Consider the following 17,370-nt stretch of genomic DNA (forward strand, 5'->3'; position numbering starts at 1 on the left):
AAGCCGGCGCGGGCCTGGCGGCCCGCGCCCCCAGCGAGAACCCGCGATGGTCCGAGCCCCCTACATCCTCCTGCCCTCCCTGGCCTGCGCCGCCTCGGTCACTTGCGCCGCGCCCCACGGCGGCCTGCTGGACGGCGCGCAGTGGTCGCTGCTCGGACGTAACTATTTCCTGCAGAACGACTACCGCACCCGGCCCTCGCCCAGCGGCCAGAGCCTGCGCCAGGAATGGGCCCAGGGCTTCATCGCCGACTTCCGCTCGGGCTTCACCCCGGGCGCCCTCGGGCTGGGCTTCGACGCCCACGCCTTCCTCGGCCTCAAGCTCGACGGCGGCCGCGGTCACGCCGGCACCGGCCTGCTGCCGCGCAATGCCGACGGCTCCGCGGCCGACGACTATTCCGACGTCGGCGGCGCGCTGAAGCTGGACCTCTCCCGCAGCACCCTGAAGTTCGGCGAGATGACCGTGGAGACGCCCGTCTTCGACACCGGCGACAAGCGCCTGCAGCCGGAATACGCCAGCGGCACCCTGCTCGAGGTGCGGGAGTTCGACAACCTGCGCATCCAGGCCGGGCGCTTCACCGCCTTCAGGAACCAGGACTCGGCCTCCGCACACGGCGACTTCGATGGCTATGGCGCCAGCACCCGCGGCAGCGCCCTGAGCTTCGCTGGCGCCGACTTCGCCCCCAAAGGTGACTTCGGCGGCTCGCTGTTCGCCGGCCAGCTCGACGACACCTGGCGCCAGTACTACCTGAACCTGCACTACGGCCACGCCGGCCTGCTGGTCGATGGCAACCTGTACAAGACCCGCGACGAAGGCCAGGCCCGCGCCGGGGCGATAAACACCACCGCCTGGAGCCTGTCGGCGCGCCAGCGCTTCGGCGCCCAGGCCCTGACCCTCGCCTACCAGCAGGTCGACGGCGACACCCCCTTCGACTTCGTCGGCGGCGACTCCATCTACCTGGCCAACTCCATCAAGTACGCCGACTTCAACGGCCCCGGCGAGAAGTCCTGGCAACTGCGCTACGACCTCGACCTGGGCGTGCTCGGCGTACCCGGCCTGGGCTTCATGGCCCGCTACGTGCACGGCAGCGGCATCGACGGCAGCCATGCCCCCGCCGATGGCGCCTACGCCGGGATGTACGGCCGCGGCGGTCGCCACTGGGAGCGCGACAGCGAGCTGCGCTACGTCTTCCAGTCCGGCCCGGCCAAGGACCTTTCGCTGTACCTCTCGCAGGTCAGCCACCGCGCCGACGCGGCCCAGGGCGGCGACGACATCGACCGCCTGTACCTGATCATCGAATACCCCCTCAAGGGCGCCCTATGAACCCTGCCCGCTCGGCCTCGGCAACGGGCCACGGAGCGTTCCCGCGGCATTCCCCGCGCGCGGCCTGGGCCGTGGCTCGTCGTCACGGACAGACCGCCGACCACCCGGCGCGGCATCTACGCCGCGCTCCATCCACTCGATCCATGAAGGAAGAGTCCCATGACCAACAAATACCTTGAACTCCTGACCCCGCAGAACAGCCAGGTCATCTTCATCGACCAGCAGCCCCAGATGGCCTTCGGCGTGCAGTCGATCGACCGCCAGGTCCTGAAGAACAACGTCGTCGCGCTGGCCAGGGGCGCCAAGGCCTTCAAGATCCCGACCACCATCACCACGGTCGAGACCGAAGGCTTCTCCGGCTACACCTACCCGGAACTGCTGGCGGTGTTCCCGGAAAACAGGATCCTGGAGCGCACCTCGATGAACTCCTGGGACGACCAGAACGTGCGTGACGCACTGGCCGCGAACGCGGCCCAGGGCCGCAGGAAGGTCGTCGTCTCGGGGCTGTGGACCGAGGTGTGCAACACGACCTTCGCCCTGTCGTGCCTGCACGACACCGACTACGAGATCTACATGGTGGCCGACGCCTCGGGCGGCACCTCGGCAGATGCCCACAAGTATGCGATGGACCGCATGATCCAGGCCGGGATCGTACCGGTGACCTGGCAGCAGGTGGTGCTGGAATGGCAGCGCGACTGGGCCCGCAAGGAAACCTACGAGGACGTCATGGCGCTGGTCAAGGATCACTCCGGCGCCTACGGCATGGGCGTGGACTACGCCTACACCATGGTCCACAAGGCGCCCGAGCGCGTGCAGCACGGCGAGCGCATCGGCCCGAACCCGGCCAAGTAAGGCCGCACCACGAGCCCCGGGGGGAACCGCATTGTCGGTCACCCCGGGGCCCATCCCCGACCTTCATGCACGCTCCGGCCAGGCGCCCGCGCCCCGTCCCGGAGTCGAGGTGAACCATGAAACTGTATGTCCTGTCCCTGGGCGCCGGCCTGCTGGTCGGCGTCATCTACAGCCTGCTGAACGTACGCTCGCCCGCCCCGCCGCTGGTGGCCCTGGTCGGCCTGCTCGGCATCCTGGTGGGCGAACAGATCATCCCGGTCGGCAAGCAGCTGCTGAACGGCACAGCCTTCAGCACGGCCTGCGACAAGACGCAGGCCACCCGCCATGTGCTGGGCCAACTGCCTGGACGGCATGCGTCGGAAGAGGCGCCCGAACGGGAACGGACGTGAACGGCTTGGCGCCATGGGATAACGCCCCACTGCCCGGAGGGCTCGAGCGCATCCCCGGCACCTGCGGCAGCCAGAGGGCTTCCGCGATCCACCTTCGCGGTTGTTGTCCGCTCAATGCGCCCTGCCCGCCATCGTATCGAAGGAGCCACCATGGAACAGCCCGCCGTCTCACCCACGCTCGCCGGACTGCTGGGGTTCAACGCCGGCTATGTCGATACCGCCGGCTTTCTCGCCCTGCATGGGCTGTTCACGGCCCATGTCACCGGCAACTTCGTCACCCTGGGCGCGACACTGGTGCACGGGACCGGTGGCGCCCTGGCCAAGCTCTCGGCCTTGCCGATCTTTTGCCTGTGCGTGGTGCTGGCGAGGCTGATCCGCTCGCCGGGATGGCTGATGCTCGCCAAGATTCCCCTGCTGTCGGCCGCCGCCGCCATCCTGATCGCATCCGGGCCGTTTCAAGATGCTGACGCGGCCCCCGCTTTCACCGCAGGCATGCTGCTGGTCGCCGCCATGGCCATCCAGAACGCCCTTCAGCGCATGCACCTGTCAAGCGCGCCACCCTCGACGCTGATGACCGGAACCACCACGCAGATCATGCTCGACCTGGCCGACCTCCTGCGCGGTGTGGACGCCCCGGCGCGCTCCCTCGCCCTGGGCAGGATGCGCAAGATGGCATTCGCCATCCTGGTCTTTGCCGCCGGGTGCGGCCTGTCGGCACTCGCCTACGCCTGGGTGGGGATGTGGTGCTTCGCCGTGCCGCCCGCCATCGCCCTGGCTGCAGCGCTTGTCGGTTCGCGCGCTGGGGTGGGCCAGGTTTCGTAGCGCCACGGCCAGGAGAACAGGGCCCGACGTCGACAACACCCTGTCCTTGCAACGCTCCGGCCGGTGGTTGGCTGCCTTCAGGGCTTCGCCACGGCTTTCGAGGAAACGGCGCCATCGCCACCGCTCAAACGCATTTCGCAGAGGTATTCCCGCAAGGCCGTGATCGCCGTCTCCGGGACGGCGGAATTCGCCAAGGGCTCGCAGATCCAACTGGCGGCCCAGGGTAATGACTTCAAGGCCCAGGGCACGACCTACGTTTCACAGTGACCACCGCAGGACTGCCCTACTGTGGCTGGGGATATCCGTGCGGCCATGGCGGCGTTTGTTCGGCAGGGCAACAATCTGCCCCCCACAACAAGCGGGGCCCCAAGGTGCCCCGCTTACATGGCCGGCAACCAGCCTGCGTCAGTAGATTTCGAACAAGGCTGCCGCGCCCTGCCCACCACCGATACACATGGTAGCGACGCCGTAGCGAGCGCCTCGGCGGCGACCTTCGATCATCAGATGGCCGATCATCCGCGCTCCGCTGGCCCCATATGGGTGACCCAGCGCGATGGCGCCGCCATTGACGTTCAGCTTGTCGTTGTCGATACCCAGGCGCTCACGGCAGTAGAGGACCTGCACTGCGAAAGCCTCGTTGAGCTCCCAGAGCCCCACATCGGCGGCGGTCAAGCCATGACGCGCCAGCAGGCGCGGCACCGCGAACACCGGGCCGATTCCCATCTCGTCCGGTTCGCACCCCGCCACCGAGACACCGATGAAAGCCCCCAGTGGCGACAAGCCCAATTGCTGCGCACGTGCTCCGCTCATAATCACGCAGGCCGCGGCGCCATCGGAGAACTGGCTGGCGTTGCCGGCGTTGATGCTGCCACCGGGAACGGCCGAGCGGATCTTCGAAACATCCTCCAGCGCTGTGCCTGCGCGTATGCCTTCGTCGGCCTCGACAGTCACCTCGCGGGTACTCATGGCGCCGCTTTTCGGGTCGATGAGTGCAGCGCGGGTCCGCAGAGGGACGATTTCCTCGCCGAACAACCCTTGTTGCTGGGCCGCTGCGGCACGCTGCTGGCTCTGCACGCCATAGGCATCCTGTGCCTCGCGACCGATGCCGTAGCGTTGCGCCACAGTCTCGGCGGTACGCAGCATCGGCCAGTACAACTCCGGCTTGTGCCGCTTGATCCAGGCCTCCTCCAGCATGTGCTGGTTCATTTCGTTCTGCACGCAGGAGATAGACTCCGCTCCCCCCGCGACCAGCACTTCGCACTCCCCGGTCATGATCCGCTGGGCAGCCCAGGCGATGGCCTGCAGGCCACTGGAACAGAAACGGTTTACCGTAACCCCGGCGGTACTCACCGGCAGCCCGGCGCGGATAGCCGCCTGGCGCGCCAGGTTGGCGCCATTGGCGCCCTCTGGGTTCGCACAGCCAAGCACCACGTCCTCGACCAGGGCAGGGTCGATTCCGGCACGCGCCACGGCGGCGGCAATAACATGTCCACCCAGGGTGGCACCGTGGGTCAGGTTGAAAGCCCCTTTCCATGATTTGGCGAAAGGCGTACGGGCAGTGGAAACGATGACGGCGCGTTGCATGACCGACTCCTTACTCATGGCTGTCTACGGAAGAGAAATCTTTGAGTTCTGTCGCGAGGCGGTCGATCAGCGCCGCCGGTTGCCAGAATGCGTCGCCGGTCTGTTCGGCCAATGCGCACAACTGTCGCCGAGTAGCCGCCAGCCCCTGACTGCTGGCCCAGAACATCGGCCCACCGCGGCTGCCGGGGAAGCCATAACCAAGGAGGAACACCACATCGATGTCCGACGCGCGCTGCGCAATGCCCTCTTCCAGAACGCGAGCACCTTCGTTAACCAGAGCAAGAACGCAACGCTGCACAATGCCGGAATCCTCGATCACCCTCTCCTCGCCAGTTGCCCCCACCAGCCCATCCAGCCCAGGATCGATCTGCGCCTTTGGCCCCTGGTCGTAGCGATACCAGCCCAGCCCCGCCCTCTGCCCGGTGCGGCCAGCGTCGCAGAGGCGGGCCAACAAGCCGACACCGGCCTGCTCATAGACGCCCGTCCAGGCGCCGCGCAGCAGGTCGATGCCCACCAGGTCCATGACCTTGAACGGTCCCATCTTCATGCCCCAGCGCTCCAGCGTCTGATCGATGCGCTGCGGGGCGATACCCTCGCTGGCCAGGGCCAGCGCCTGCAGCAGATAACGATCGAACAGCCGATTGCCGATGAAGCCACGGCAAACCCCGGCGACCACCGCCACCTTGCGCAGGCGTTTGGCCAGGACCAGGGCCGTGGCCAACACCGGCGCCGCGGTCTTTTCCCCGCGTACGACTTCGAGCAGGCGCATCACCTGCGCCGGGCCGAAGAAGTGCAGTCCAACGACTCGCTCGGGGCAGCCGCTGGCCTCGGCGATCCGGTCAAGGTCCAGGCTCGAGGTGTTGCTGGCCAGAACGGCGTCGGCGCGGCAATGCCGCCCCAGCTCCGCGAAGATCGCCTGCTTCACGTCCAGCCGCTCCACCACGGCCTCGATCACCAGGTCAGCCGGTGCCATCTCGGCGAAGCCCTCGATCACACGCAGTTGCCCAGCCGGGCTACCCTCCTGCTCGGCCAGGCGCGCCGCCGCGGCCTGGGCGGCCCCCGGCCGGCTGTCATAGAGGCTGACCCGGCAACCAGCGCGCAGCAGGCAGGTGGCGATGCCGCTGCCCATGAAACCGGCGCCTATCACCACCACCTCCCTGACCGGCAGGGCGGCGTCCAGCTCGAGCCCCGCGACCTTGGGCGCCAGGCGCTCGGCCAGGAAGGCGTGGCGGATGGCCAGGGACTCGGGGTCGTCCAGTTGCCCACGGAACAGCTGCTGTTCCTGACGCGTCGCGGCATCGAAATCAGCGGCCAGGCTCAAGCCAATGGCGTCGATCGCCTTGGGTAGGGCCGAATTGTAGTGGCGTCTGCCGCGTGCCTGTTGTCGGGCAAACGCCAGGAACCCCTGGGGTTCCGGATGCTGAACACGTAAGCGGCGCAGCAGCGGGAAAGGCTGCCCCTGTTCGGCGAGCACCAGCGCTAGCCGGCAGGCCTCTTCGAGGGGCTGGTCGCTGATCGCATCGAACAGCAGCGAGTCCGCCAAAGTGCCCGCCTCGACCTGGTTGCCATTGACGATCATGCTGGTTGCCGCCTCCAGCCCGACGGCGCGTGGCAGACGTTGGGTACCGCCGGCCCCCGGCAGCAGCCCCAATGTGGTTTCGGGTAGGCCGACCCGACAGTTCCAGGCGGCCACTCGGCCATGGCAGGCTAGTGCGAGCTCCAGGCCACCCCCCAAGGCATAGCCATGCAATGCCGCGACTACCGGTTTGGGAGAGTGCTCGATGAGGTCGAAGATCACGCCGGGCAGGTCCGGCTGGGCGAAAGTGGTACCCGCGCGGAACTCGACCAGATCGCCGCCGGCGCTGAAGCCGTCACCCCGGCCTTCGAGCACTATCGCCGCGGCCCGGGGGTCCGCCTGAGCGGCTCTCAGCGCGTGGAACAGCGCCTGGCGCAATACCTGGCCCAGGCTGTTTACCGGCGGGTTGTCCAGCCGAACGACGGCCACGGCGTCGCCGCGCAACTCGTAAGGTGCGTTCATCCGTAGAAATTCCTTGTGAAGGTGGGTGGTGTCGCGTGGCCTCAGCCCGCGCGAAGGTCGATGTCCAGCACGCTCATCCCATCGCTGCGAACGGTTGCCGCATGGCCTTGCGCCTTCGGCAAGACGTGTTCCATGTAGAACAGCGCCGTCTGCAGCTTGAACTGGTAGAAACCGCTGTCGACGGCCTCGTCCCCCAGCCTGTCGAGGGCGATGCCGGCACTGCGGGCGAGCATCCAGGCTCCGCAGGTGTAGCCCAGTTGCATCAGCAAGGGCACTGCTAGCGCGGCCTGGCTCGCAACTTCCAGGCCGAGGAGGTGTTCCAGGCTGTCCGACAGGCTCTTGATGCTGCTGCCAAACAACTGCGCCACCCGACGCCCAGTCGCATCCGCCCTGCCCGAGAGATCGCGGACGACGTCGTGCATTTCCTCAAGCAGTGCCAGCAACGCCTCGCCGCGATCAGCCACTATCTTGCGCCCGACCAGGTCGTTGGCCTGGATGCCGGTGGTGCCTTCGTAGATGCTGGCGATGCGCATGTCGCGCAGGTACTGCGCCGCGCCGGTCTCCTCGACGTAGCCCATGCCGCCGTGAATCTGGACACCGAGCGAAACGACTTCCTGGCCGACTTCAGTGCACCAGCCCTTGGCCACCGGCGTCAGCAACTCGGCCTGGCGCAGGCGCCGCTCGCGCTCCTCGCCGGGCGCCAGCAGCGATGCAACGTCCAGTCGCTCGGCCGTGCAATAGACGAATGCACGCATGGCCTGGACCTGCGAAGTCATCATCAACAGCATGCGCTTGACGTCGGCGTGCTCGATGATCGCTACCGGCCCCGCACCGGGCCGGCTGCCCTGTACCCGTCCCTCGGCGTAGGCCAGCGCCTGCTGGTAGGCGCGCTCCCCCAGGGCGGGCCCCTGCAACGCCGAATTCAATCGGGACAGGTTCATCATGATGAACATGTACCTGAGACCCGCATGCAGGTCCCCGACCCGGTAGCCGATTGCCCCGCGCTGGTCGCCGAAGGACAGTGCCGCGGTAGGACAGCCATGGATGCCCAGTTTGTGCTCGATGGACAGGCAGCTCACCTCGTTGCGCTCACCGAGGCTGCCGTCTTCGTTCACCAGGAACTTAGGCACCAGGAACAACGACAGCCCACGGGTACCGGCCGGTGCTTCCGGCGTCCTGGCCAGCACCAGATGGAGAATATTCTCTGCCAGGTCGTGCTCACCGTAGGTGATGAAGATCTTCTGCCCGAACAGGCGGTAATGTTCGCCATCGGGCACCGCGCGGGTGCGGATCGCCCCCAGGTCCGAGCCCGCCTGGGGCTCCGTGAGATTCATGGTGCCGGTCCAGCGCCCGCTCACCAGCTCCCTCAGGTAACGCTGCTTGATAGCGTCGCTGGCGCTCAGTTGCAGGGCTTCCACCGCCCCCATGTTCAAGGCCTGGATCAGGGCGAAGGAAAGGTTGGCGGAGACCAGCATCTCTTCCACGGCAATCGCCGGCAGATGCGCGAAGCCATGGCCACCGTACTCCGGCTCGCAGCGCAAGGCGTTCCAACCATTCTCCACGTAGCGTGCGTAGGCCTCCTTGAATCCCCCGGGAGTCCTGACCTGCCCCTCGACCCAGCGCGCCCCTTCCCGGTCGCCGATAACGTTGAGTGGGGCGACTATGTCTTGGCTGAAGCGTGCCGCCTCCTCCAGCAAGGCATCGACCATCTCCTCGCTGAGGTCCGTCTGCGGTCGGGCCATGCGAGAACGATACAGGCCGTTCAACTCGTGAATGACGAAGCGTATGTCCTTTAACGGGGCGAGATAGGCCGCCATTAGCCACCCTCTTTTTATCGATCAATCAATGAATTACGACAACAATGGAATTGCTGTGGTCGCGCAATATGTCAACCATGGTTGACATTGACGCAAAGCCTAGACTTACCTAAGATTGGCTGTCAACAGCAGCCGAGAAGAAAACGTGCAAGCCTCCCGCAAGACAGCCGATGCAGCACCTATCGCCGCCACCAGCCAGCCATCCGGCCGGCCGTTCCTTCGGCAATTGCTGGCGGCCCGCCAGGAGTGGATCGAGGAACGCCTCTATGCCATGGCCGAAGCCAGCGGCTACAAGCAGGTCACCCCGGCCATGAGCCGCCTGTTCGGCCTGATGAAACGTCAACCGGTAGGTATTTCGGTACTGGCCCGGCAATTGGCGATCTCTCGCCAGGCGGTACACAAACTGGTCAACGAAGCGGTGCAGATGGAACTGGTCGAGTTGATCGACAGCGAAGAAGACAAGCGCGTCAAGCTGGTCGGCTTTACGGCCAAGGGCTTCGCCATGTCCGCCTCGGCGACCCGCAACCTGGAAAAGATCGAGCAGGACCTGGCCCAACGGATCGGCCAGGCCGACCTGGACGAACTCAAGCGCATCCTCGCCAAGGCCTGGTAAGGCGGGGCCGGCGGCGATGGCCGGCTCACAAAAATACGTCAACACAGGTTGACATAACCCCCAGGGACGCAGATATTCGTCACCACAGGTTGACATTTTCAGCCTGTGGCGGACGCCTATCCATCTGCGCGATTCCGCCATGAACATCCTGAAAAAACCCACAAGAAAAGGATAGTTTCATGGGCAATCCACCCGTGTCGGCACGTGCGCTGCTGACCATCTCGTTGTGCTTCTGTGTCGCCCTGCTCGAAGGGCTGGACCTGCAATCGGCCGGCATAGCCGCCTCCGGCCTGCGCCAGGAACTGAGCCTGTCGCCCCAGCAATTGGGCGCAGTGTTCAGCGCCGGCATTCTCGGCCTGCTGCCCGGCTCGCTGCTCGGCGGCGTGCTCGCCGATCGCCACGGTCGTCGCATCGTGCTGCTCGCCGCCATAGGCGTCTTCGGTCTGTTCTCGCTACTCACTGCCTTCGCCTGGAACCTGCCAAGCCTGTTGCTGGCCCGCCTGATGACCGGTATCGGCCTTGGCGCGGCACTGCCCACGCTGATCGCACTGACCGCCGAAGCGGCCAGCGATCGGCACCGCGGGCGTGCCGTCAGCCTGATGTTCTGCGGTATGCCGCTAGGTGGGGTGCTGGCTACGGTGCTGGGCATGGAAGGCGTGGCCGCCAGTTGGCGCACCGTGTTCTATGTCGGTGGCATCGCCCCCCTGGTGCTGGTGCCGCTGCTCTACCTGCTGCTTCCGGAGTCGTCGGCCTTCGAGCGCAACCGCGCCGCAGGCCGGGAAGACGTGCAGCAGCCCTCCATGGCGGCGCTGTTCGGTCCGCAACGCAGCGGCACCACGCTGCTGATGTGGGTGGTGTTCTTCTTTACGCTGATGGTGGTCTACATCCTGCTCAACTGGCTGCCCAGCCTGCTGATGGGACAAGGCCTCAGCCATGAACAGGCCGTGCGGGTGCAGGCCGGCTTCGGCCTGGGCGCGGCCGCCGGTTCGCTGGTGCTCGGCAGCCTGCTGGACCGCTGGCGCGCCGGGAAGGTGGTAGGCCTGATGTACCTGGGCATCCTCCTGGCGCTGCTCTGCCTGCGCCTGGCCGGCAGCTACGAGCTGCTGCTGCCGGCGGGCGCGCTGGCCGGCTTCTTCACCATCGGTGGCCAGTTGGTGCTCTACACCCTGGCGACGGTGGTCTATCCCAGCGCCATCCGCTCCACCGGACTGGGTTGCGCAGTGGCCTGCGGGCGCCTGGGCGCCATGCTCGGCCCACTGCTGGTCGGCCACCTGCTGCTGCAGGGGCTGGGGTCCGGCGCGGTACTGGTGGCAGCGTTGCCCTGCGTGCTCATCGCCGCCCTGCTCGCCGCCTTCATGCTGCGGCGGCCGCAAGCGACACCAGCCGCCACGGCCTGATCCAGGCCCGCGATCCCCCTGAAAAGCTTCGCGCGCTGACCACATCGGCGCGTGGGGCCCGTTCGCCCACAAGAAAGACAAAAGGCCCCCCATGAATCCACTGCGTTCCTGCACCCTGCCCCTGGCGCTCGTCTTCGCCAGCCCTTTGCCTGCTGTCGCCGAGATCTTCGGCGACAGCAGCGCCAGCCTGCAATTGCGCAACTACTACTTCGACTCCGACTATCGCAATGCACCTACCATCGGCCAGCCTGTGTCTCGGCAACGCGAATGGGCCCAGGGCGCGATTCTCGACTTCCGCTCCGGCTACAGCGACACCCCGCTCGGGCTGGGCTTCGACCTGTTGGGGATGAGCGCCCTGCGCCTGGATTCCGCCCCCGGGCGCAGCGGCACCGGCCTGCTCAAGCGCACCGACGAGGGCCGGGCGCAATCCGGCTACAGCAAGGGCGTGGCAACCGCAAAACTGCGCCTGGGCCGAACCGAATTGAAGGTCGGCGGCCATAGCCCCATGGTGCCGGTGCTGATCACGCCACCGGTACGCATGTTCTCGCCGGTGTTCCGCGGTACCGAACTGAGCTCCCGTGACCTGGAGGGCTGGACCTTCACCCTGTCGAGCCTCGACCGCATCATGGGCCGTGACGACGACCGCTTCGAGAAGATGAAGATGGCCTCGCCCTTCGGCCGCTTCCAGAAGGCCGCCGAGGCGGACCGCTTCGATTATCTCGGCGCAGAGTACACCCCGGCCAAGGGCATCAGGCTCAGCTACTATCACAGCCGACTGGAAGACATCTACCGCCAGGACTACCTGGGGGCGACCATCGCCCAGCCCCTGCCGTTGGGCCAGCTGAAGCACGACATCCGCTTCTACGACAGCGGCGAGGATGGGAAAGCCAACGCTGGCCGTGTGGACAGCCAGTACATCGGCCTGATGAGCAACTGGTCGGTGGGGGCACATACCCTGGGCGCCGGCTACTACCGCGTCAGTGGCGACACCGGAATGCCGGGCATTTCCGGCACGGTGCTGAGCGTTCACAGCGAAGGCGCGCTGGTCAGCGACATGGTCAACCGCAACGAGCGCCACTGGCAGCTGAACTACCAGTACGACTTCAGTGCCATTGGCTTTCCCGGCCTGAGCGCCCGGCTGCGCTACCTGCGCGGCGACAACATAGACGTACCCGCCCTGCAGTCCGGCGATGGTCATGAAAGCGAACGCTACCTGCAGCTTTCCTACGTGGTACAGGAAGGCCCGCTACGCGGAGTGGCCTTCAACGTACGCAATAGTTCCTACCACAGCAGCTTCGCCCGCGATGTGAACCAGACTCGGATCAACATCGACTACAGTTTCAAGCTCTGGTGAAGACGCCCCCGGGTGGGGCACAAAAGAAAGCCGCCGGGGCTCAGACCCCGGCGGCTTCTGTCTGGCTCAGGCCAGGCGCGGGAACAAGCGCAATGCGTTGTCGCGCTTGATGGCGCTGCGCTGCGCGTCGGTGAAGCCGTATGCATCGAGCAGGCCGGTGAAGTAGCTGGAGCGCTCCTTGTTGGCATAGGGCCAGTCGCTGCCGAAGGTGATGTTCTCCGGCTTGGCGAAAGCCAGCAATGCCGGCAGCGCGTAGGCACTGCTGGAAAGCGCAGTGTCGAAATAGAACTGGCGCAAGCGACGAATGCCGCCTTCCGTAGAGCCGTCCGCCGAGCAGATACGCGCCATGCGCTCCGCCGCATAGGGCACGAAGCCGCCGGCATGAGACAGGATGATCTTCAGGTTCGGGTAGCGTTCCAGGCAGCCACGCTTGGCCAGGTTCAGTGCGGCTCGGGTGGTATCCAGCAGGAAGTCCGCGGCATAGGGCGGAATGCCCGGTACTTCCGGGCCGGGAAGCTCCGAGGGGTGGATGAACACCCGGGCCTGGTGCCGATCGAGCGCCTGCAGCAACGGGTCCCACTCCGGCGTGCCCACGTAGGTGCCGCGAACGTTGGCCAGCAGGATCACGCCATCGGCCTTGAGGTTGGTCAGCGCGTATTCGGCCTGCTCGATGGCGCCGTCTACGTCAGGCAGGGTGAGCGTGGCGAAGAAACCGAAGCGCCCGGGGTATTTGTCCACTACCTCGGCGCAGTACTCGTTGACCTCCTTCGCCTTCACCCTCGCTTCGGCGTCATTGCCCAGGTGCACACCCGGGGTGGAGACCGAGAGGATGCCGGTTTCGATGCCGTTGCTATCCATCAGGTCCAGCGCGGCTTCCGCGCTCCATTTGGGAATGGGCAGGCCGCCGGCTGTAATGCCGCGTGACTCCAGCCACTGCCCGTAGAAGGGCGGAACTATGTGTTGGTGCGTGTCGATGCGACGCGCGGCCTTCGCGCCTGAAGTGCTCTTCGGCGAGGCGGCCTGCGCCGGTGAAAGCCCGGAAAGAGCGGCGGCGGTGGCGGCAGTTGCCATGGATACCAGTACCTGTCTACGTTTCATTGCGGATTCCAATTCTTGTTGTGAGTGGGGCCGTGGCACGGCCAATCAGAACAGCGTCTCCGACCAATCCAGGGACGGGCAGCGCTGCAGCAACACCGTCTGAGCCAAGCCCGGCGCGCCGGTCAGGATGTGCTCGGCATAGAACTCGCCGGCGAGCAGCTTCGCCCGCAGGAAGTCCCGGTCCGCGCCGGCGCGTTCCAGGCCCGCCCGCGCCGCCAGCACCATGCGCCCCCACTGCCAGCCACCGGCCACCTGGCCGAACAGCATCAGGAAAGGAACGGCGACGGCCAGCGCCTGCTCAGGCTCCGTCGCGAAGCGCTCGCGCAGTTGCCGAGCTGCCTGCTCCAGCGCCTGCACCGCCGTGCCCAGGCGTAGCCCGAGGCTGCAAGGGTGCTCCGCCAGGTCGGCCGCGACCGCGCGCATGTCCGCCAGCAGGCCATCGAGGTGCCCGGCGCTGTCGCGCAGAATCTTGCGGCCTATCAGATCGTTGGCCTGGATCGCCGTGGTGCCTTCGTAGATGGTGCCTATACGGGCATCGCGATAGTGCTGACCGACTCCGGTTTCCTCGACGAAGCCCATGCCGCCATGCACCTGCACCGCCAGCGAGGTGACTTCCAGGCTGGTCTCGGTCGCCCAGCCCTTGAACACCGGTGTCATCAGTTCGACGAAGCCCAGGTGCGCGGCCCGCACCTCGGGTTGCGGATGCTGCCGGGCGAAGTCCTGGGCCTGGGCTATCACCAGCGCCAGCGCACGCATGGCCTCGGTCTGAACACGCATGCGAAGGAGCATGCGGCGCACATCGGGGTGACGGATGATCGGCACGTTGCGATTGCCTGCCAGATCACCGCCCTGCTGGCGCTGGCGGGCATAGTCGAGGGCCTGCTGATAGGCACGTTCGGACAAACCCAGTGCCTCGATGCCGACGGTCAGGCGAGCCTGGTTCATCATCACGAACATGGCCTCCAGGCCACGATTCGGCTGCCCCACCAGGTGGCCGAAGGCTCCCCCCTCGTCACCATAGGCCATCACGCAGGTCGGGCTGGCATGGATCCCCAGCTTGTGCTCCACCGATACGCAACGCACATCGTTGCGTTCACCAAGGCTGCCGTCTTCGTTCACCAGGAACTTCGGCACCAGGAACAGCGAGATGCCCTTGGCCCCCGGCGGCGAGTCCGGCAGCCGGGCCAGTACCAGGTGCACGATGTTCTCGGTCAGGTCCTGCTCGCCCCAGGAGATGAAAATCTTCTGCCCCTGCAGGCGGTAGCCGCCGCTTCCATCCGGGGTAGCACGGCAGCGGATGGCGCCGACGTCGGAGCCAGCCTGGGGTTCGGTGAGGTTCATGGTGCCGCTCCAGCGACCGCTGACCATGGGAGGCAGGTAGCGTGCCTTCAGCGCCTCGCTGGCACAGGCCTCCAGGGCCTCTATTGCCCCCAAGGTGAGCCCCGGGCACATGGAAAAGGCCTTGTTCGCTGCCATGAACATTTCCGTGATGGCCGACGAGGCAACGCAAGGCAGGCCCTGCCCGCCCAGGGCAGCCGGGACAGCGACGTTGTTCCAGCCCGACTCGATACAGCCCTGGTAGGCCAGGTCGAAGCCCTTGGCGGTCCTCACCCCGGCCGGGCTCCAATGCACGCCCTCGATGTCCGCCGGCTGGTTCAACGGCGCCAGGACCCCGGCAGCGAACTTGCCGGCCTCCTCGCACACTGTGGCCAGCAAGCCGGCGTCCATTCCCTCGAACGACGGCAGGCTGGCGAGTGCATCGAGGTCCAGCAGGTTTTCCATCACGAAGCGCAGGTCGGCAAGTGGCGGATTGAAAGGCGTCATCGTTGGTTCTCCAGGTTCTGCAGCTCCCGCCACTGGATCTTGCCGGTCGCCGATTTCGGCAGCGCGTCGACGAATTCGACCAGGCGGGGAATCTTGTAGGCCGCCATCTGTTGGCGCGACCAGTTCATCAGGCTTTCGGCATCGAGCGCTTCACTCGTGGCCGACCTCAGTACGACCACGGCCTTCACCGCTTCCCGGCCATCCGCGGCGCGCCCGGCGATCACACAGGCTTCCTGGATGTCGGGGTGGTGGTAGAGCAGGCTCTCAACCTCGCTGGGCCAGACCTTGTAGCCGTTGACATTGATCATTCGCTTCAGGCGCTCGGCCATGAACAGGTAGCCCTGCTCGTCGAAATAGCCGATGTCGCCGGTGCGCAGGAACTGCCTGCCCTGGATCTCGACCAGGGACTCCGCGGTGGCCTCGGGGTTGTTCCAGTAGCCACTGAACAGCGAGGGGCAGCGCGTGACTATTTCGCCTTGCCGCCCCTGGGGTTGCTCGGCGTCGCTTTCAAGGCAGAGGACGCGGGTATCGACATCGAACAAGGGAATGCCCAGGCATTGCGGCTTGGGGCACCCGGGCGGGTTCAGGTGGATGGCGCCGCACACCTCGGTCATGCCCCAACCTTCCTGGTAGTGCAGACCGGTCAGTTGGCGCAGACGCTCGGCGACGGCGGCTGGCATCGCGGTACCGCCCCCACCCATCATCTGCAGGCTCGAGAAGTTCCTCCGGTCGATACCCTCCACGCTGAGCAGATCGACAATCATCGTCGGGATACTGGTCCAGTGGGTGACGCCACGGGTCTCGATCCAGTCGAGTGCGACCTCGCGGTCCCAGCGCGGCAACAGGACGATAGAGGCACCCAGGGCCAGGGGGACGAGCATCGAGGCGCACATGCCGGTGACATGGAAGTAAGGCGCGGTAGCCAGGACCACCGACTCGCTGGACCAGTGGTTCCAGTGCATCAGCGCGACCAGTTGGGCATTGACCGCCCTGTGGCTGAGCATGCAGCCCTTGGGCCGCCCCGTGGTGCCGGAGGTGTAGACGAGCATCGCCAGGTCCTCGCCGCAGCGTTGTGCGACGCTGGCCAGGGGCGGATGCCGCAGGGCCTGGCCCAGGGTGCTGGTGGCGGCACCGGCCGGCTGCCTGGCCGGCTCCGCGAGGAACGCCGGTACCAGTTCGGACGCAGTCGCTGGCAGGTCGTCGGCGTAGCAGGCCAACACCAGATGCTCGAAAACGCCCTGGAGGAGCAGCCCCGAGAATGCCGCTTCGAGGTCCTGGGCGGCCAGTACCACGCGGGCGCCGCTGTCCTCGATCAGCCAGCGCAGCTCAGCTTCGAGGTTCATGGGGTTGACCGGCACTACCACGGCATCGGCGCGGAGGATGGCGTAGAAGGCGACAATGAATGCGGGGCTGTTCTGCATGTCCAGCAGCACTCTGTCGCCGGGGCGCACGCCAAGGCTCTGCACCAGGTAGCCGGCCAGGCGCTGGACCCGCTCGTGCAGCTCCCGGTAGCTGAGGGTGGTGCCATAGAAGTCGATGGCGATTTCGTGGGGAAAGCGCTTCGCGTTGGTCTCCAAGGCTTCCTGGATGGCAGTGGCAGGTAACCCCGGGTGACGCGGTACGTGCCGTGCCAGCAGGCGATGGGCCGCCACCTCTACCGGTTCAGGCTGGCCGTGGGCGGACAGGGGCGCAGGCAAGCCGGTTACGGGAAAGCTGTTGTTATTATTCATGGGTTCTCCAAACGACAGACGAACGGGCTCGGCAGGCAACGAACCGGGCTACATCGCGACGATCGCCATCGGCGAGCTGGCGGTGGCTACCAGCCGCCCCTGGCTGCAGAACAACCGCGCGCTGGCGTATATCAGCGAGCGGCCGTGCTTCTCCAACTGCCCCTGGACGCGGTAGTCGCCATGGGGCGCCGGGCGTAGGTAATTGACCGTCAGCGCGGTGGTCGCGGCGGTGCACCCTGCCTCCAGCACGGACAGGGCGGCGAAAGCCAGACCGAAGTCCAGCAGCGCGGCGACTATGCCGCCCTGGATCACTCCCCCGCCCTGGGTGAAGCTTTCGTCCACCGAGAACGAGGCCTCGACGCTGCCACGCTCGGCGTGCACCAGACGCATGCGCAATTGCTGCGCGAGAGGGCTATCGGGAACCGGCCGGTCGTGCCAGCCACCTGCAATGAATTGTTCGATGAAAAATCGATCCGGATTGTCCGGACCGGCGCTGGGTGCTACCCGCATCGGCCATGCACTCCTACTGGG

At 66.3% G+C, this 17,370-nt stretch carries 14 protein-coding genes; 7 read left to right on the plus strand and 7 right to left on the minus strand.

From position 1 onward, the window contains the following. The first annotated feature begins 46 nt into the window (after positions 1-46). The 4 genes from VV867_RS14840 to VV867_RS14855 all read left to right on the plus strand — a co-directional run bounded on the left by VV867_RS14840 (position 47) and on the right by VV867_RS14855 (position 3,384). Positions 47-1,321 (plus strand): OprD family porin, encoded by a 1,275-nt coding sequence (locus tag VV867_RS14840; RefSeq protein WP_328566813.1) that lies wholly within the window; start codon positions 47-49, stop codon positions 1,319-1,321. A gap of 159 nt (positions 1,322-1,480) precedes the next feature. Next, positions 1,481-2,173 carry a hydrolase gene (locus VV867_RS14845; protein ID WP_275626921.1) on the plus strand — a complete coding sequence of 231 codons (693 nt, stop codon included), beginning with the start codon at positions 1,481-1,483 and terminating at the stop codon, positions 2,171-2,173. A gap of 116 nt (positions 2,174-2,289) precedes the next feature. Next, positions 2,290-2,562, plus strand: a complete 273-nt coding sequence (locus VV867_RS14850) for a XapX domain-containing protein (protein ID WP_109935871.1) — start codon at positions 2,290-2,292, stop codon at positions 2,560-2,562. A 150-nt stretch (positions 2,563-2,712) separates the two neighbouring features. Further along, positions 2,713-3,384 carry a YoaK family protein gene (locus VV867_RS14855; protein ID WP_328566814.1) on the plus strand — a complete coding sequence of 224 codons (672 nt, stop codon included), beginning with the start codon at positions 2,713-2,715 and terminating at the stop codon, positions 3,382-3,384. 405 nt (positions 3,385-3,789) lie between these two features. Here VV867_RS14855 and VV867_RS14860 read toward each other — a convergent pair whose 3' ends face one another. Genes VV867_RS14860 through VV867_RS14870 form a run of 3 tightly spaced genes read right to left on the minus strand, consistent with a single transcriptional unit; the run spans position 3,790 to position 8,823 of the window. Beyond that, positions 3,790-4,968 (minus strand): acetyl-CoA C-acyltransferase, encoded by a 1,179-nt coding sequence (locus tag VV867_RS14860; protein WP_328566815.1) that lies wholly within the window; start codon positions 4,966-4,968, stop codon positions 3,790-3,792. A gap of 10 nt (positions 4,969-4,978) precedes the next feature. Continuing rightward, positions 4,979-7,006 (minus strand): FAD-dependent oxidoreductase, encoded by a 2,028-nt coding sequence (locus VV867_RS14865; RefSeq protein WP_328566816.1) that lies wholly within the window; start codon positions 7,004-7,006, stop codon positions 4,979-4,981. A 41-nt stretch (positions 7,007-7,047) separates the two neighbouring features. Continuing rightward, positions 7,048-8,823: an acyl-CoA dehydrogenase gene (locus tag VV867_RS14870; RefSeq protein ID WP_328566817.1), complete on the minus strand. Its 1,776-nt coding sequence runs from the start codon at positions 8,821-8,823 to the stop codon at positions 7,048-7,050. Positions 8,824-8,968: 145 nt separating this feature from the next. Between VV867_RS14870 and VV867_RS14875 the strand changes: the two genes are divergently transcribed. The 3 genes from VV867_RS14875 to VV867_RS14885 all read left to right on the plus strand — a co-directional run bounded on the left by VV867_RS14875 (position 8,969) and on the right by VV867_RS14885 (position 12,187). Beyond that, positions 8,969-9,436: a MarR family winged helix-turn-helix transcriptional regulator gene (locus VV867_RS14875; RefSeq protein WP_328566818.1), complete on the plus strand. Its 468-nt coding sequence runs from the start codon at positions 8,969-8,971 to the stop codon at positions 9,434-9,436. A gap of 179 nt (positions 9,437-9,615) precedes the next feature. Continuing rightward, positions 9,616-10,833, plus strand: coding sequence for a 3-(3-hydroxy-phenyl)propionate transporter MhpT (gene mhpT / locus VV867_RS14880; protein ID WP_328566819.1), 1,218 nt, complete (start codon positions 9,616-9,618; stop codon positions 10,831-10,833). 91 nt (positions 10,834-10,924) lie between these two features. Further along, a complete protein-coding gene (locus VV867_RS14885) occupies positions 10,925-12,187 on the plus strand; it encodes an OprD family outer membrane porin (protein ID WP_328566820.1) in 1,263 nt (420 codons plus the stop codon). A gap of 66 nt (positions 12,188-12,253) precedes the next feature. On the opposite strand, the gene VV867_RS14890 is transcribed toward VV867_RS14885, so the two are convergent. The 4 genes from VV867_RS14890 to VV867_RS14905 are packed head-to-tail and all read right to left on the minus strand — an operon-like array spanning position 12,254 to position 17,349. After that, positions 12,254-13,285 carry an amidohydrolase family protein gene (locus VV867_RS14890; protein ID WP_328566821.1) on the minus strand — a complete coding sequence of 344 codons (1,032 nt, stop codon included), beginning with the start codon at positions 13,283-13,285 and terminating at the stop codon, positions 12,254-12,256. Between the two features lie 45 nt (positions 13,286-13,330). After that, entirely contained in the window at positions 13,331-15,109 is a 1,779-nt protein-coding gene (locus VV867_RS14895) for an acyl-CoA dehydrogenase (RefSeq protein ID WP_328566822.1), read from the minus strand. Continuing rightward, a complete protein-coding gene (locus VV867_RS14900; RefSeq protein WP_328566823.1) occupies positions 15,106-16,839 on the minus strand; it encodes a long-chain-fatty-acid--CoA ligase in 1,734 nt (577 codons plus the stop codon). The genes VV867_RS14895 and VV867_RS14900 overlap by 4 nt, the downstream gene beginning before the upstream one ends. Before the next feature lie 48 nt (positions 16,840-16,887). Continuing rightward, positions 16,888-17,349 carry a PaaI family thioesterase gene (locus VV867_RS14905; RefSeq protein ID WP_328566824.1) on the minus strand — a complete coding sequence of 154 codons (462 nt, stop codon included), beginning with the start codon at positions 17,347-17,349 and terminating at the stop codon, positions 16,888-16,890. Positions 17,350-17,370 lie beyond the last annotated feature (21 nt).

The sequence above is a fragment of the Pseudomonas sp. JH-2 genome, from assembly GCF_036231725.1.
GTDB classification, from domain to species: domain Bacteria; phylum Pseudomonadota; class Gammaproteobacteria; order Pseudomonadales; family Pseudomonadaceae; genus Pseudomonas; species Pseudomonas delhiensis.

Bases quoted from the DNA above. Each gene is read 5' to 3' on its own strand.
- VV867_RS14890 (WP_328566821.1), bottom strand. From the start codon at position 13,285: ATGAAACGTAGACAGGTACTGGTATCCATGGCAACTGCCGCCACCGCC.
- VV867_RS14885 (WP_328566820.1), top strand. From the start codon at position 10,925: ATGAATCCACTGCGTTCCTGCACCCTGCCCCTGGCGCTCGTCTTCGCC.
- mhpT (WP_328566819.1), top strand. From the start codon at position 9,616: ATGGGCAATCCACCCGTGTCGGCACGTGCGCTGCTGACCATCTCGTTG.
- VV867_RS14855 (WP_328566814.1), top strand. From the start codon at position 2,713: ATGGAACAGCCCGCCGTCTCACCCACGCTCGCCGGACTGCTGGGGTTC.
- VV867_RS14840 (WP_328566813.1), top strand. From the start codon at position 47: ATGGTCCGAGCCCCCTACATCCTCCTGCCCTCCCTGGCCTGCGCCGCC.
- VV867_RS14865 (WP_328566816.1), bottom strand. From the start codon at position 7,006: ATGAACGCACCTTACGAGTTGCGCGGCGACGCCGTGGCCGTCGTTCGG.
- VV867_RS14870 (WP_328566817.1), bottom strand. From the start codon at position 8,823: ATGGCGGCCTATCTCGCCCCGTTAAAGGACATACGCTTCGTCATTCAC.
- VV867_RS14900 (WP_328566823.1), bottom strand. From the start codon at position 16,839: ATGAATAATAACAACAGCTTTCCCGTAACCGGCTTGCCTGCGCCCCTG.
- VV867_RS14850 (WP_109935871.1), top strand. From the start codon at position 2,290: ATGAAACTGTATGTCCTGTCCCTGGGCGCCGGCCTGCTGGTCGGCGTC.
- VV867_RS14845 (WP_275626921.1), top strand. From the start codon at position 1,481: ATGACCAACAAATACCTTGAACTCCTGACCCCGCAGAACAGCCAGGTC.
- VV867_RS14895 (WP_328566822.1), bottom strand. From the start codon at position 15,109: ATGACGCCTTTCAATCCGCCACTTGCCGACCTGCGCTTCGTGATGGAA.
- VV867_RS14860 (WP_328566815.1), bottom strand. From the start codon at position 4,968: ATGCAACGCGCCGTCATCGTTTCCACTGCCCGTACGCCTTTCGCCAAA.
- VV867_RS14905 (WP_328566824.1), bottom strand. From the start codon at position 17,349: ATGCGGGTAGCACCCAGCGCCGGTCCGGACAATCCGGATCGATTTTTC.